We start from the raw sequence: 14,667 nt of genomic DNA, 5'->3' as shown, positions 1-14,667 counted from the left end.
GGGTCCACATCGCACTCGCAAAATATGGATTCTGCGCAGTTTGCTGACAATGTTGTTACATCCAGCGGCCATGTGGTGAACCAAAAGCCGACGCATTATTACATCATACTAGCCATGATTTTTCTCCCTAAAGTGAGAAAAATCATGGCTAATATGGATGAGCTATTCGTCTAAGCCAGCGCCTTGCACGCCACGAACAATAGACATGAGAAGAGCAGAATTGGATTCGGTCTTTCGCATTCGGCCAAGGAGCTGATCGGACGCTTCTTGAACATCCATCTGTCCCAAACCACGACGCAAATGCCACATAATCTTGAGCTCCTCTGGGGAAAGTAACTGTTCTTCACGGCGAGTTCCAGAAGCGTTGATGTCGACCGCTGGGAAAATACGCCGATCAGCAAGCTGACGCGACAGACGCAATTCCATATTGCCGGTGCCCTTGAACTCTTCGAAGATAACTTCATCCATCTTCGAGCCAGTCTCCACCAATGCCGATGCAATGATGGTAAGCGAACCGCCGTTTTCAATGTTACGTGCCGCTCCAAAGAACTTCTTTGGCGGGTATAGCGCACCTGCATCGACTCCGCCGGAAAGAATACGACCAGAGGCCGGAGCAGCGAGGTTGTAGGCACGCGACAACCGAGTCAAGGAATCGAGCAAAATAACAACGTCTTGACCCAGTTCGACCAAGCGCTTAGCACGTTCAACCGCTAGTTCGGCGACGATCGTATGGTCGGTAGCCGGGCGATCGAAGGTCGAAGCGATAACTTCGCCCTTGACCAAGCGTTGCATATCGGTAACTTCTTCTGGACGCTCGTCAACCAAAACAACCATCAAGTGGACATTTGGGTTATTGTTAGCAATCGCCATTGCGATTTGCTGCATAACTACTGTTTTTCCAGCCTTGGGCGGAGAAACAATCAAACCACGCTGACCCTTACCAATTGGTGCTACCAGATCGATCATGCGAGTGGTGAGTGCCTTCTGAGTAGTCTCAAGACGCAACATCTCTTGGGGATAAAGCGGTGTCAGTTTGTTGAACTCCGGACGCAACTCAGCTTCTTCAATGCTCAAACCGTTAATTGTTTGAACGTCAACCAACGGATTGTACTTATGCTGACGACCACGTGAGTTTTCCGCGTGCGGCCGAACTGAGCCTTGAATAGCGTCACCACGGCGCAGTCCGAAACGACGAATTGTTTGCGATGACACATACGCGTCATTCTTGCCCGGTAGATAACCACCGGTACGCAAGTATGCGTTATTGCCATCAATATCAAGGATTCCAGCTACCGGAATCAGTACTTCTTCAGTAGCTTGCTGTTCTTGGTTCGAATCAGCATCTTGGTTATCGTTGGTGCGATCTTGGTTACGATCACGACGATTCTGATTGCGATCACGACGATTACGGTTGCGATCACGACGGTTTTGGTTGCGATCACGACGGTTTTGGTTACGATTATCTTCGTCGTCGTTATCGTTATGCGACCCACGTCCCTCTTCAGCACGCCGTTCGGCAGCTTCACTAAGCGCGGCTAGGGCAGCTGCTTTTTCTACGTCACTCATCTTCGCTTTACTGGAGCGCCGATCGTTGTTCCGATCGCGGCGATTACGGCCACGGCTATTTTCTTGTGGAAGCTCAATATCGATCTTGGATGAGTCGTTTTCTTCAGCAGATACTGCCGACTCTTGCTTCGGCTGAGACGCCGAATCCTTTGTATTAACTTGCTTATTTGTACGTGCTGTCTTTTTCGACGACGTAACACTTCGAATCGCCGCAATATAATCAGCTTTACGCGACTTTGGGGGCATTTCAATCCCCATTGACGTAGCGAGTTCTTTGAGTTCCGGTAGCCGCATAGTTGATAATGCGGGCTTACGACCAGTAGTTGTTTCGCTCACGAGGTTCCTTCCTCGGCGGCCACAAGGACCTTCTAGACATAACCAAGCCTCAGGGGCTTCAGGATCATTAAGGATTAACGGCGAGATAATTCATCAGCCGCGCGGAATTTGACTCTACCAGAGACACAATACAGCCAGATGCGACTGCCCGCTCTTCTTATTGTACACTGTCGACAACTTATCCGCCACGTTCAACATTATTTTGTGCACTAATAACTGTTGCACCGCTACTAATTCGAGCATAGGAAGCGGTGAAACCGTATTGGCTAAAGATCTCTGCCATATCATTTTGCACACGGGCACACACAACAATTGCTGGCCCAGAACCAAGCATCAATGCCGGCCAGCGAGACTTATGCAAGGCCAAAAGTAGGTGGATACTATCAGAAACAGCGCGATCCGGAGAGTCACTATAGCTGAAACTAGGACATACACTTGGTAGCAGATTCGGCTCAGTCACTAACGCATGCAGTAGCGTTGCCAGTGGACCTGAAACGCACTGCTCGCCGTCGGATTCACGATGGGAACGTGGAATCAAAACCGTAAAGTCACTAGTCCCTTGCTGAGAAATTTGCTGTGATCGCACTAATCGATCATGTTTCCAATGCAAACTAATACCACCATGAAGCGCTGCATAAGCCCGGTCAGGCGCTACTCCTAGCGACACCGCCAGATTCACGGCTTCAGAATCAGAAAAGTTTGTCGGATTCCCCAGCAAATGTCTAACGAGGATTATTCCGGCCATAACTGCTGCGGTACGCGCTCCAAGACCAACAGCTGGTGGAATAGTTGTTTGCGCAATTAGTGTGACACCCGCGCGGGGTGCTTGCATGGCGTCCAACGTCGCATACATTGCTTGGATTGTTGGATGGTTATAATCACGCGGCGCAATATCTCTGCTGGGGCCAGTAACTGTAGCTCGCGTTTCTCCAGTGGTTATCGTCGCCGCAAAATCATCCCAATAATCAAATGCAAGAACCACGCGTTCATTGTCCCGGCTACCACCAACACGTGCGGTAGCCGGGACTCGAATACGTGCGTAGTCACTGACCAAACGCATGACGCTAGACTCGTCTCACATCTTTTCCGGAGCGCTAACTCCAAGAAGCGACAAGCCATTAGCTAACACCTGTCCAGCTGCATCATTTAACCAAAGGCGTGTGCGATGCGTATCTGATACTGGTTCGTCACCACGTGGTGTAACTCGCGATACCCCGTACCAAGCGTGGTATGCGCCAGCTAGATCTTCCAAATAACGCGCCACTCGATGAGGTTCGCGCAACTGTGCAGATTGAGCAACAATTTCGGGGAATTGTGCCAGCTTAGCTACTAGCTCACCATCTGCCGGCGTATCAAGCAAAGCCGGGTCAAAAGCATCACGAGTGACTCCGTGCGATACTGCATTAGCGTCCACAGATTTTGTCCGCGCATGAGCATACTGGACATAGTAAACAGGATTTTCATTAGTTCGTGAGGAAATTAAACCAAGGTCAATCTCCAACGTTGTATCCATGGCAGCGCGAACTAGCGAGTAACGAGCAGCATCCACGCCTGCAGCTTCCACCAAGTCAGACAGCACCACGATTGTGCCGGCTCGCTTAGACATCCGAACCGGCTGACCATTCTTCACTAGATTTACCAGCTGGCCAATCAACAGTTCAAGATTCTCGCCCTTGCCCGCGGTATCGCCGAAAGCACGGGCCATGGCGTACATTCGGCCAATGTAGCCGTGATGATCGGCACCGAGCATGATAATGACATGGTCTGCGCCGCGCTCGCGTTTATTGAGGTAGTAAGCAATATCGCCAGCAAAGTATGCGGCGTTACCATCAGATTTAATGATGACGCGATCTTTATCATCACCAAAGTCAGTTGAGCGTAACCAAGTAGCGCCTTCATTTTCGTATATGACGCCCTTATCGCGTAAGTCAGCGATAGATTGATCTACAGCTCCTGATTCGTGAAGTGAATCTTCATGGAAGAAAACATCAAACTCTACCCGGAAATCAGCTAGCTCTTTTTTGATTTCGCCAAACATACGAGTGACGCCGTGCTCCCGGAAGAACTCCTGCGCGGCGGAATCATCGAGTTTTAGTGGATCTACACTAGCATTCTCAGCCATCACTGCATTTGCAATGTCTTCGATGTACTGTCCGCCATATCCATCTTCCGGAGCTTCTAGGCCACGAGCTCGGGCAAGGAGAGACTTGGCGAAACGATCAATTTGTGAACCGTGATCGTTGAAATAGTACTCGCGAACAACACGCGCTCCAGATGCTTCCAAGATTCTAGCCAGAGAGTCACCGACTGCAGCCCATCGAGCACCGCCAATGTGGATTGGCCCAGTTGGATTAGCTGAAACATATTCAAGATTAACAACTTCACCAGCCAGCGCAGAACTGCGCCCGTATTGCACACCTTGTTCCAGAATGGTTCGAGCTAGTTCCCCAGCCGCTGCTGCATTAACAGTGATGTTGATAAAGCCTGGGCCGGCAACTTCGGCATGATCTACACCTTTGTCTGCAACGAGTTTTTCCACAACAAGTTGCGCAAAATCGCGAGGATTCATGCCAGCTTTCTTTCCCAGCTGCATCGCAACATTTGTTGCCCAGTCGCCATGTTCGCGTACCCGCGGCCGTTCTACCTTTACTTCTGGTATTGCGTTAGGATCTAACTCAATTGCACCGGAAATTGCTGCGTCGTGAATGATATTAAAGATAAGTTCTTTGAGTTGTTCTGGAGTCATAGTTTAAGTGTATCTGGCAATGCCACCAATTTTTAGTCACAGGATACTCAGCTCTCATGTGCTTGGACACATTCAAGGGTGATTTTTACCGCGTAAGCTCATTATTATTTTTCTTAAATCAGGAATCCTGCTAAGCTAATTAAGTCTGAGCCCCGATAGCTCAGGGGATAGAGCGTCTGCCTCCGGAGCAGAAGGCCGCTGGTTCGAATCCAGTTCGGGGCACCAAAAGAAAACCGCTCCGGCACAACAAAAGCTGGAAGCGGTTATTTTTATGCTTTTTATTGACTCCCCCTATTGGCACCCGCAGGTTATGGTGGGGACTTGCATTTTTGCCCTTACACAGTAAGGCCAGATTGAATAGCTGATGGAACATCGGTGATAATTCCATCTACTCCGTAACTAAGAAGCCTGCTAGCCGTTGGAACATCATTAATAGTCCATACATGGACTGCCCAACCTTGACGATGCGCAAAATCAACAAACTCTTCATCCACGATACGAATACCAGTCATTCGTTCTGGGACCTGCACAGCTTGCACTCCATCTTTCCGGCTAGGAAGCGTACCTAAAATTGCTTGCTGGATTCGTGCGGGGCTTTTTGACGCGAGCAATAATTTAGCTACCGCAGCTCCACCAATTGATGAAGCTACATGCGGCAATGCGCGTCGCAGTTGTTTGAGGCGCTTTTCTGAAAATGACGCTAGAGAAACTCGATCGTAGGCTTGAGCATTGTTGATTGCCGCAATAAGGGGTTTGATAACGCGAGATTCTTTTGCGTCTATGTTAAAAACTGTGTCGGGAAAGTCTCGCAACACTTCGTCAAGACGCATGAACGAGCCATTTTCATGATGTCGAATACGAGAAAGCTCCGCCCACGTGTAACGATTAAGCGGCCCACGGCCATCAGATACCCGATCTATCTTACGGTCATGGAGAATAACGGCAACCCCGTCTTTGGTTGATCGCACATCTGTTTCAATAAATGAAAAACCGCGATCGCACATTAGTTCAAAGGCAATGCGCGAATTTTCTGGAGCTTCGAGCCCACCCCCACGGTGAGCGATCATCACTGGATCACTTCCGTAATTCCACACCTGGGAATGCCTCATGTTTTCTCACTTAGTTCCGCATACTTCGTTGATATCAACAGCGCCATGTTCTTTTAAGAATGGCTCTGGATCAATCGCTGAAGAAATTTCGAGTCCACTGAACGTACCAGGGTGTATTTCGAGATGGAGGTGTGGACCAGTAGAATGCCCAGAGCTGCCAACATCAGCAATATGTTGCCCTAATCGTACTTCATCGCCTTCTTTAACGTGTACCCCAGTACTAAACGAATGCCAATACCACGAAGTGAAGGCAGTACCGTCAATCTCATGCTGGATAGCTACTACGTGAGCACCAAGAGTTCGAGGGCTAGTGCCAGAATAAACAACTTTGCCATCAGCAACCGCATAGATTGGAGTCCCTAGAGCCCCAGCAAAATCAACGCCAGAATGCAGTGCTGACGATCCGTATATGGGGTCTACTCGATAGCCGAAAGGAGACGTTCGGGTGTAAGTTCCGGCGGCCATTGGGTAGATAAGTTTATCTACTTTATCGCGTAAATCAGCTGTCAACGAGTTAGCGCTGGCCGTGGTTTGACACGCCACAGGCTTCCCGGAAAACTGCTCTTCATAAGCCTGATATCGCGCTGAATCAGCAGCACCAGTAAAAGCTCTTAAGCGACTTGGCGTCTGGCTACCTTCAGCCTCAATACCATGTAAAACACTATCATCTTCATGAGCTATAGCGGAGCTACCAAAAACGAAAGATCCAAGTCCAATCCCACCAGTCACCGCAAGTGCGAATGCGCATCCCACCGAAGCCACAGTTTTCACCATTCCATGGCTTTTAGCAAGCGTCTTCATAGAAGATATTGGGCAGAAAAGTCTACGACGATGTGTGTTTTTCAATTCAACTTGAGCAACGCTATCTTCAGTCTTTTCCGAACACGAATTTTGCTCAGCCAGCGGAAGCACGACTGTTTCTTTGGTTTCCACCGAATCAACATCTGGCACCATATTCGAAAGTGCTGCAACCTGAGCCTGTTGCGCTTGCCGCGCAAGCCGCAAATCGCGACGCGATGGTCGAGTTCTGATCTCGCTCACGCTGCTCCTTAAGTTGAATGTATCGTAGATAAATTAATGATAACGGTTTGATAACAATTAAGCTACGCGTCCGAGGGTGACCACAGCCACAGCTCAACGCTGCATTGCGTCCCGGACTTCCCCGATGAGCTCCTCTAAAACATCCTCAAGGAAAATAACACCTTGCGATCCGTCTTTGAGATTAACCTCAGCCATATGCGCGCCAGCCTTTTGCATCACCCGCATCGCGGTTTCAATCTCATCGTCCGGATCAACAGTGACTAATCGGCGAATCTTCCACCCGGGGATTGGATCGAATCGTTTATCCGGACTGATGTCAAGAATATCTTTCACATGAACATAACCGATAAGAACCCCATTAGAAGCCACAACAGGGAAACGTGAATATCCTGTGTGAGCTACTCGATCTTCGAGCTCATGTGGGGTCAACGAATCAGGAACAGTTTCCAAGTCCTCTTCTTTGATCATGAGTTCACGTGCAGTTTGCTCGGAAAACTCAATAGCCGACGAAATTAAGCCAACATCAGCGTCCAGCACCCCGGCAGCTTTGGATACTTCCACGATCGAAGCCACTTCGTCCGCAGTAAAAGCAGAAGCGACCTCATTTTTTGGTTCAAAACCGAATAGCCGAATCACATGGTTCGACACCCAGTTCATTGACGCCACAACCGGATAGAAGATTTTTGAGATGAAAACTAACGGCGGACCCAAAATCAACGCAGTAGTTTCCGGATTGGTCACTGCTAAATTTTTTGGAACCATCTCTCCGATAACAACGTGTGCAAACACCACAATCGCGAGCGCGATAACTATGGCAATCGGATGCGTCATCGACAGCGGAACACCCAGCCGCCCCAATGGACCAGCAATTGAATGAGCAATCGCTGGCTCAGCAACCGCGCCAAGGGCAACCGATGCAATCGTTACTCCTAGCTGGCATGTCGCTAGCATCAAGGTGACGTGTTCAAGTGCGTACAACACAGTCTTTGCACTCTTTTTCCCATTATCTGCAAGCGGCTCGATCCGGGATCGACGCGATCCCATCACCGCAAATTCAGCAGCTACAAAATACGCATTGACCGCTAACAACCCACACGTTGCTGCAATAGCCGGAGCTAAATTCATTCTTCTTCCTCCAGCTGTTCATGTTCAACGGTTAATCGCACTGTCTCAACGCGCCTACCATCCATTTTTTCGACTCGTGCAGTGATACCCGACTCCGTGTATTCATCTCCGACTTCAGGTATTTTGCCAAGTCCAGCCATCATCCAGCCGCCAAGCGTTTCCCAAGGACCGTCGTCGGGCACATCAATATGAAATTCTCGGCTGATCTCATCCGGACGCATCAGCCCCGGAACGATCGTTTCACCGGTCGCCAAAACGCGGGAACGCGTCCGACGTCGATCATGTTCGTCCGCAACATCACCAACGATTTCCTCGATAACATCTTCTAGCGTAACGATTCCTGAAACCCCGCCGTATTCGTCGATAACGACGGCGACTTGGGAACCAGACGCTCGCAGACGCACCAGTAACGGGGCGAGTTCGAGCGTTTCCGGAACGCGCGGAACTGGAATCATGAGCGACGACGACGTCACGCTCACATCAGACCGCCGCTCGTATGGAATTGCAATAGCTCGACGCAGGTTGACGATGCCACGAATATCATCCATGTCTTCCCCAATAATCGGGAATCGGGAATGACCGGTTGCGCGGGCAAGATCGACGATGTCTTCGGCTGTTTGGTTAACATTCAGATGTTGCACCCGGCCCCGATCCGTCATTACATCAACTGCAGTCAACGCACCGATATCAATAGAGCGCGTAAGCAGGCGTGCGGTCGAAACGTCGAGGGTTCCTTGTTCGGCAGAGCGGCGCACAAGCGCCGATAATTCGGTCGCCGACCGAGCTCCCGAAAGTTCTTCAGCTGCTTCAATTCCAAATCGGTGTAAAACCCAGTTAGCTGAGTTATTCAGCCCAACCACGACAGGCTTGAAAACAGCGGTGAAAACACGCAATGGCAACGACACAATTGCCGCAGTGCGCAGCGGTTCTGCCAGTGCCATATTCTTTGGAACGAGCTCACCGAATACCATGGAAAAAAGATTAACGACGACGAACGCGGCTGCGATGCCAGTAGCTAATGCTGCCGGGTACGCAAGCGAGGTACGCCCCAGAAGCTTGACGAACATATCTTGTAACGGTGCTTGGGCAACATAACCGAGAAGGATAGTCGTCAAAGTGATGCCTACTTGGCACGAAGACAGTTGTAGCGATAGCCGATGCAAAGCTTTTGTGACTTTCTTTGCCTGATGATCGCCGTTTTCAGCTTTTGCGTCTACCGTCGCCGGGTCGAGGGCAACGAGCGAAAATTCAGCTGCCACGAACACGGCTGTGCCAATTGTGAGTAAGACACCTATGCCAAGCATGATGAGATCTACTAGCACAACCTATCACCAACATCGTTATTCATACCTCATATGTTATCGCAGGGTTTAGACATTCCTCTTATCATGTGTTGGCCTTCATCTCAGATCGCTAAAACCACAGCTTGTAGGACTGAAAAATTCGCCCAATTCACGTATAGTTTGAAGCTAAGATAACTCAACGATCGGCTAGCGAGGCAACGACAGTGACGTCATCTCAATCAGAGGAATTTGGAGCAAACCAAAACTTCATCGAAGATCTATACACCGCTTATCTTCAGGACCCACAAAGCGTTGGCCCGCAATGGAAAGAGATGTTCCGAGAGTGGAAAGTTGCCGGCCGAAAACCGATGTCAACACCACCTATTTCCGAACAAACCCAAGACGCGCAACGTTCAGTACATTCGTCGCACAGTCGGAAAGCTACTGCATCCACCAACGTAACCCGTTCCGATCTACCGCCACAGCCCCGATCGGCAGCTCAGCCAGCAAAAACCCCATATGCAGCTAAGTTTGATCTCAAACCGAAGATCGACGAGATTTTCGAAAATGACCAAACCGAATACGTACAGCTTAAAGGCGCAGATCGTGGGCTAGTGAAGAACATGGATGCTTCCCTCGAGCTACCTACTGCTACCACAGTTCGCGCACTGCCTGCGCGCGTCATGTTCGACAATCGAACAGTGATCAATAAGTACCTTGCTGCTACGCGCGGCGGAAAGATCTCCTTCACCCATCTGATTGCTTATGCAATGGTCGAAGCTCTTTCTGAGATGCCGGAGATGAACTACTCCTACGAGGTGAACGAGGCAGGTAAACCAACTCTCGTTAAGCCAACATCGGTCAACCTTGGAATTGCCATCGACGTAGCTAGGCCTAACGGCGAACGCACCCTAGTTGTGCCTTCTATCAAGGGTGCCGAGCACATGACGTTTTCGGAATTCTTGGCCGCATACGAAGATCTGATCAAGCGCGGTCGTGATAATGCATTATCGATCGATGATTATCAAGGAACAACAGCATCACTCACAAATCCAGGCGGTTTCGGGACTACCCATTCCATTCCGCGCCTCATGAAAGGCCAAGGTCTGATCATTGGCGTTGGTGCAATGGTCTATCCACCAGCTTTTGCGGGAACTGCGGAAGCACAGCTTGCCCGCATGGGTGTATCTAAAGTTGTTCACATTACCTCGACTTACGATCACCGAGTTATTCAAGGGGCAACCTCGGGACGGTTCTTACGATTACTCGAACATAAGCTCTTGGGGCTTGACGGATTCTATGATCGCGTTTATGTTGCGTTACATATCCCCTACAAGCCATTTGTGTGGGAAACCGACGTCGAATACGATGCGGAACGCGAACTTGGCAAACCTGCGCGTATCGCTGAGCTTATCCACGCTTATCGTTCGCGCGGACACCTTATTGCGGACACTGATCCACTATCGTTCCATATTCGTCGCCATCCTGACCTCGAAATCCGTTCATACGGGTTGACGCTCTGGGATCTAGACCGATCATTCCCGACCGGTGGCTTCGCTCATTCATCTCACCTGACACTGCGGGAAATCCTGGACCAACTCCGCGAAGCTTACTGCCGTACTGTTGGTATTGAATACATGCATATCGTCGATCCAGCGCAGCGTCGTTGGTTCCAAGATCGGCTAGAGCGGCCAGCCCAACCGGCAACCGCGGAGCAACGTCGTCGGATCTTAACGAAACTCAACCAAGCCGAAGCATTCGAAACATTCCTGCAAACCAAGTACGTCGGCCAAAAGCGCTTCTCGCTTGAAGGCGGCGAATCGTTGATCCCGGCACTCGACGCTATTTTGGAAGGCGCCGCCGCTTCTGGCTTGTCGGATGTTGCTATCTGTATGGCACACCGTGGGCGCCTCAACGTTTTAACCAATATCGCGGGTAAATCCTATGGCCAAGTGTTCAACGAATTCGACGGAAGAATCGATCCGACAACAGTCCAAGGATCTGGTGACGTTAAATACCACCTCGGAACTGAAGGCGTATACACCTCCCCCGACGGTCAAGAAGTTGGCGTATACCTAGCTGCGAACCCGTCCCACTTGGAAGCAGCCGACGGCGTACTCCAAGGTATTGTGCGCGGCAAACATGACCGAATCGGCTTCGATGATTCGTTCTACCCCGTCTTGCCAATCCTTATTCATGGTGATGCCGCTCTGTCCGGCCAAGGCGTGGTGTGGGAGGTCTTCAATCTCTCCCAGCTTCCGGCCTACAAGAACGGCGGCACAATCCACATCGTGGTTAATAACCAGATTGGATTCACGACAGCTCCATCCCTTGGACGCTCTTCGCGATACACAACAGATATCGCAAAAGGTCTACAGATCCCCATTTTCCATGTCAATGGCGATGATCCCGAAGCTGTTGCACGCGTGGCTCGTATGGCACAAGAATATCGCGAAGCTTTCCATAAAGATGTCATTATCGATCTCACCTGTTACCGCCGTCGCGGACACAACGAAGGCGACGATCCGTCAATGACTCAGCCGGTCATGTATTCCCTCGTAGAGTCGAAGCGAACAACGCGACGCATCTACGCCGAAGCGCTCGTAGGCCGTGGCGATATGACTGCAGAGGAAGTCATCGAGCTGGAGTCGACGTATCATCAAACGCTTGACGAAGCTCTCAGCTCAGTCCGCAACTCTGCCAATACCCGCACGGAATCTGAAGAACAAGCTGCTGAGTCTCTTGGGATACCACAGTCGCAAGCTGATGACGCAGGCGACATGCTCGGCTGGCAAACCGCAACTACCCCTGATGTGTTAGCACGGATCGGCGCCGCACATGTGCAAGTTCCGGAAGGATTCACCCCACATAAAAAGATCATGCAGCTGTTCACAAAACGCGCTCGCATGGCGACCGAGGGAAACATCGACTGGGGATTTGGCGAATTGCTTGCATTCGGGTCCCTCCTTATTGAAGGCGTTCCAGTACGAATGTCTGGCCAAGACGTTCGACGCGGCACGTTCGTACAGCGTCATGCAACTGCACACGGCGTTGGAACCGGTACCGAATGGACGCCGCTACAGCATCTGACTGAACACCAAGCTGAGCTGAATATCTACGACTCTGCTTTATCAGAGTACTCCGTGATGGCATTCGAGTACGGATACTCAGTCGAGCGGCCGGACGCGCTTGTTGTGTGGGAGGCTCAGTTCGGTGACTTTGCTAATGGCGCACAGACCGTCGTCGACGAATTTATTTCCTCCGCAGAACAAAAGTGGAATCAAAAGTCCTCACTGGTACTCATGCTGCCTCACGGCTACGAAGGCCAAGGACCAGACCATTCCTCGGCTCGCATCGAGCGCTATCTGCAACTGTGTGCGGAAAACAATATGATCGTAGCTCAGCCGTCAACCCCGGCCAACCACTTCCATATGTTGCGCCGCCAAGCCTACCAACGTCCGCGTAAGCCATTGATTGCTCTCACGCCAAAGCAACTTTTGCGACGCAAGGGAGCTACCTCGCCGGTTGAGGCGTTTACCTCTGGAACATTCCAGCCAGTAATCGGGGAACATCGTACTGATTTGAACGTGACCCGCGTGATTATGTGTACCGGTCGTCTTTACTACGATCTGCTAGAACGGCGCGATAACGACGGCGATACCTCGGTAGCAATTATTCGTCTCGAACAACTCTATCCACATCCAGTGGCTGAGTTGCAGGCTGAGCTAGCTAAGTATCCAGGAGCGGAACTGCTGTGGGTTCAAGACGAGCCGGCTAACCAAGGCGCATGGCCGCACTTAGCACTCGAAATGTTCTTGCCGATGGGTTTGCAAGTACGGCGAGTATCCCGCCCGGCCGCTGCCTCAACAGCAACTGGTTTGGCAAAGATTCATCAAGCTCAAGCAACTACGCTTATTAACGAAGCGTTTGCTCGATAGGATGTGTGCGCCACAAACACGTACAGAATACGATTTGTGGCGCACTCAATCCACGTTTTCCTGATATTCCAACTAAGATAGGGCAGTAGAAAACAGCTGAGAACAATTTTCGGAGAATGGTCATGACCAGAGACAGCATAGAACATCCGACGCGCATCCTATTCGTCGGTGACGAACTCGTTGCCGGATTTAGTGATGCCCGCGCCCTAGGGTGGACAGGTCGGGTCATGGCACGCACTGCCTGCGAACCGCCACTCATGGCGTTAACACTCGCCACCCCAGGCGAAGGCACCGAAGCACTTGCAGCTCGCTGGGAAAACGACGTCGTTACCCGAATGGATCGTGGCGGAGACAATCGGCTTGTGCTTGGTCTGGGTTCACATGACCTCGACCACGGCTTGTCACTTGCCCGCTCCCGGCTCTATGTTGCCAACATTTTAGATAATGCAATGAGTTTAGGATTAGCGCCGTTCGTCGTCGGACCACCGCCACGAAACGATCAGCCGCAACGTAACCAACACGATCTCAGCCAAGCATTTGCTGATGTATGCACCCGTCGCAACGTGCCATTCGTCGATTGCTTCACGCCGCTCTACAATCACGAGCAGTGGATAACCGACATGTCAATGACTGCAACCTATACCCCGCGACAAGCAGGATACGGGCTTATGGCATGGCTCGTGTTACACAAAGGCTGGCATTCTTGGCTCGGAATTACCTCGCCAGAACAAATGGCGTAAGAGTTATTCTGGCAAAATAACTAACCGGCCGTCAGCTACTCGTGCTACTGTGATCGGCCAATCGTATACGCGCGAAAGTAACTCACTGTTGAGCACGACGTCTGGACTATCATAGGCGGCAATCGAGCCGGAGCTCATCAGCGCAATTCGGTCGCAGTGCGCTGCAGCTAGTTGCAGATCGTGCATAACCGCGATCACCGCATGGCCAGCTGCTGCCAGTTCCCGGCAAATTTTCATTGTGCGTTCTTGGTGAGCAATATCTAATGCTGCCGTTGGCTCATCCAAAAATACGACGCTTGCCTCTTGCGCGAGCACACGAGCTAAGGTCACTCGCGCCTTCTCGCCGCCAGATAGCCGAGTGACATCGCGGGTTTCAAAGCCGCCCACATCGGTGCAGATGAGTGACTGGGTAACAATCTCATGGTCTTTGTCTGGATCTGGATCCCAACATTGACGGCCCATCGCAACAATGTCATGGACCATATAGGAGAACGGAAATTCGACTGTTTGTGGCATGACTGAGCGGGTCTGAGCCAATTCGCGACGCGCAAAGTCCGTCAGATCTTTACCGTGATAGGCCACCGATCCGGACTGCGGTTCGAGATCGCCTGCCATAATACCCACTAGTGTGGATTTTCCGGTGCCGTTGGGGCCAAGCAAACCAACTACTTCACCATAATTTACGGTAAGTGACACATCGTCGAGAATAGTGCGAGTGCCATAAGAAAAACGGATGCCGGAAACACTAATGGCGGTCGTGCCATGGCGAGATGAAGAAGTCAT

Annotated in this window: 10 protein-coding genes and 1 tRNA gene; 3 read left to right on the top strand and 8 right to left on the bottom strand. The window is 50.9% G+C overall.

Going from position 1 to position 14,667, the window contains the following annotated elements; genetic code table 11:
* Positions 1 to 162 precede the first annotated feature (162 nt).
* From rho to argS, 3 genes are all read right to left on the bottom strand, one after another.
* Complete coding sequence (rho, locus tag KSO86_RS06525; protein WP_216431968.1) at positions 163 to 1,860, bottom strand: transcription termination factor Rho; 1,698 nt, start codon at positions 1,858 to 1,860, stop codon at positions 163 to 165.
* A 220-nt stretch (positions 1,861 to 2,080) separates the two neighbouring features.
* The gene (locus KSO86_RS06520; protein WP_216379177.1) at positions 2,081 to 2,962 is read right to left on the bottom strand and encodes a GHMP family kinase ATP-binding protein; all 882 of its coding nucleotides are present in this window, start codon (positions 2,960 to 2,962) and stop codon (positions 2,081 to 2,083) included.
* 15 nt (positions 2,963 to 2,977) lie between these two features.
* A complete protein-coding gene (gene argS, locus KSO86_RS06515) occupies positions 2,978 to 4,648 on the bottom strand; it encodes an arginine--tRNA ligase (RefSeq protein ID WP_216379176.1) in 1,671 nt (556 codons plus the stop codon).
* A 149-nt stretch (positions 4,649 to 4,797) separates the two neighbouring features.
* Between argS and KSO86_RS06510 the strand changes: the two genes are divergently transcribed.
* Positions 4,798 to 4,873: transfer RNA gene (locus KSO86_RS06510), tRNA-Arg, on the top strand.
* 110 nt (positions 4,874 to 4,983) lie between these two features.
* On the opposite strand, the gene KSO86_RS06505 is transcribed toward KSO86_RS06510, so the two are convergent.
* The 4 genes from KSO86_RS06505 to KSO86_RS06490 all read right to left on the bottom strand — a co-directional run bounded on the left by KSO86_RS06505 (position 4,984) and on the right by KSO86_RS06490 (position 9,227).
* Positions 4,984 to 5,757 (bottom strand): glycerophosphodiester phosphodiesterase family protein, encoded by a 774-nt coding sequence (locus tag KSO86_RS06505; protein WP_216379175.1) that lies wholly within the window; start codon positions 5,755 to 5,757, stop codon positions 4,984 to 4,986.
* Positions 5,758 to 5,763: 6 nt separating this feature from the next.
* Positions 5,764 to 6,798: a M23 family metallopeptidase gene (locus tag KSO86_RS08700; protein WP_216379174.1), complete on the bottom strand. Its 1,035-nt coding sequence runs from the start codon at positions 6,796 to 6,798 to the stop codon at positions 5,764 to 5,766.
* Between the two features lie 93 nt (positions 6,799 to 6,891).
* Positions 6,892 to 7,923: a hemolysin family protein gene (locus KSO86_RS06495; RefSeq protein ID WP_216379173.1), complete on the bottom strand. Its 1,032-nt coding sequence runs from the start codon at positions 7,921 to 7,923 to the stop codon at positions 6,892 to 6,894.
* Positions 7,920 to 9,227, bottom strand: coding sequence for a hemolysin family protein (locus KSO86_RS06490; protein WP_216379255.1), 1,308 nt, complete (start codon positions 9,225 to 9,227; stop codon positions 7,920 to 7,922). Before KSO86_RS06490 ends, KSO86_RS06495 begins: the two co-directional genes overlap by 4 nt.
* Positions 9,228 to 9,430: 203 nt before the next feature.
* Between KSO86_RS06490 and KSO86_RS06485 the strand changes: the two genes are divergently transcribed.
* Positions 9,431 to 13,144 (top strand): multifunctional oxoglutarate decarboxylase/oxoglutarate dehydrogenase thiamine pyrophosphate-binding subunit/dihydrolipoyllysine-residue succinyltransferase subunit, encoded by a 3,714-nt coding sequence (locus KSO86_RS06485; RefSeq protein WP_216379172.1) that lies wholly within the window; start codon positions 9,431 to 9,433, stop codon positions 13,142 to 13,144.
* A gap of 122 nt (positions 13,145 to 13,266) precedes the next feature.
* Positions 13,267 to 13,884, top strand: coding sequence for a GDSL-type esterase/lipase family protein (locus KSO86_RS06480; protein WP_216379171.1), 618 nt, complete (start codon positions 13,267 to 13,269; stop codon positions 13,882 to 13,884).
* A gap of 3 nt (positions 13,885 to 13,887) precedes the next feature.
* On the opposite strand, the gene KSO86_RS06475 is transcribed toward KSO86_RS06480, so the two are convergent.
* Positions 13,888 to 14,667, bottom strand: a complete 780-nt coding sequence (locus KSO86_RS06475) for a heme ABC transporter ATP-binding protein (RefSeq protein WP_216379170.1) — start codon at positions 14,665 to 14,667, stop codon at positions 13,888 to 13,890.

The organism is Arcanobacterium phocae (assembly GCF_018913465.1).
GTDB lineage: Bacteria > Actinomycetota > Actinomycetes > Actinomycetales > Actinomycetaceae > Arcanobacterium > Arcanobacterium phocae_A.
The sequence above is the reverse complement of the archived record's forward strand: the minus strand, read 5'-3'. Positions and strand labels throughout refer to the sequence as shown.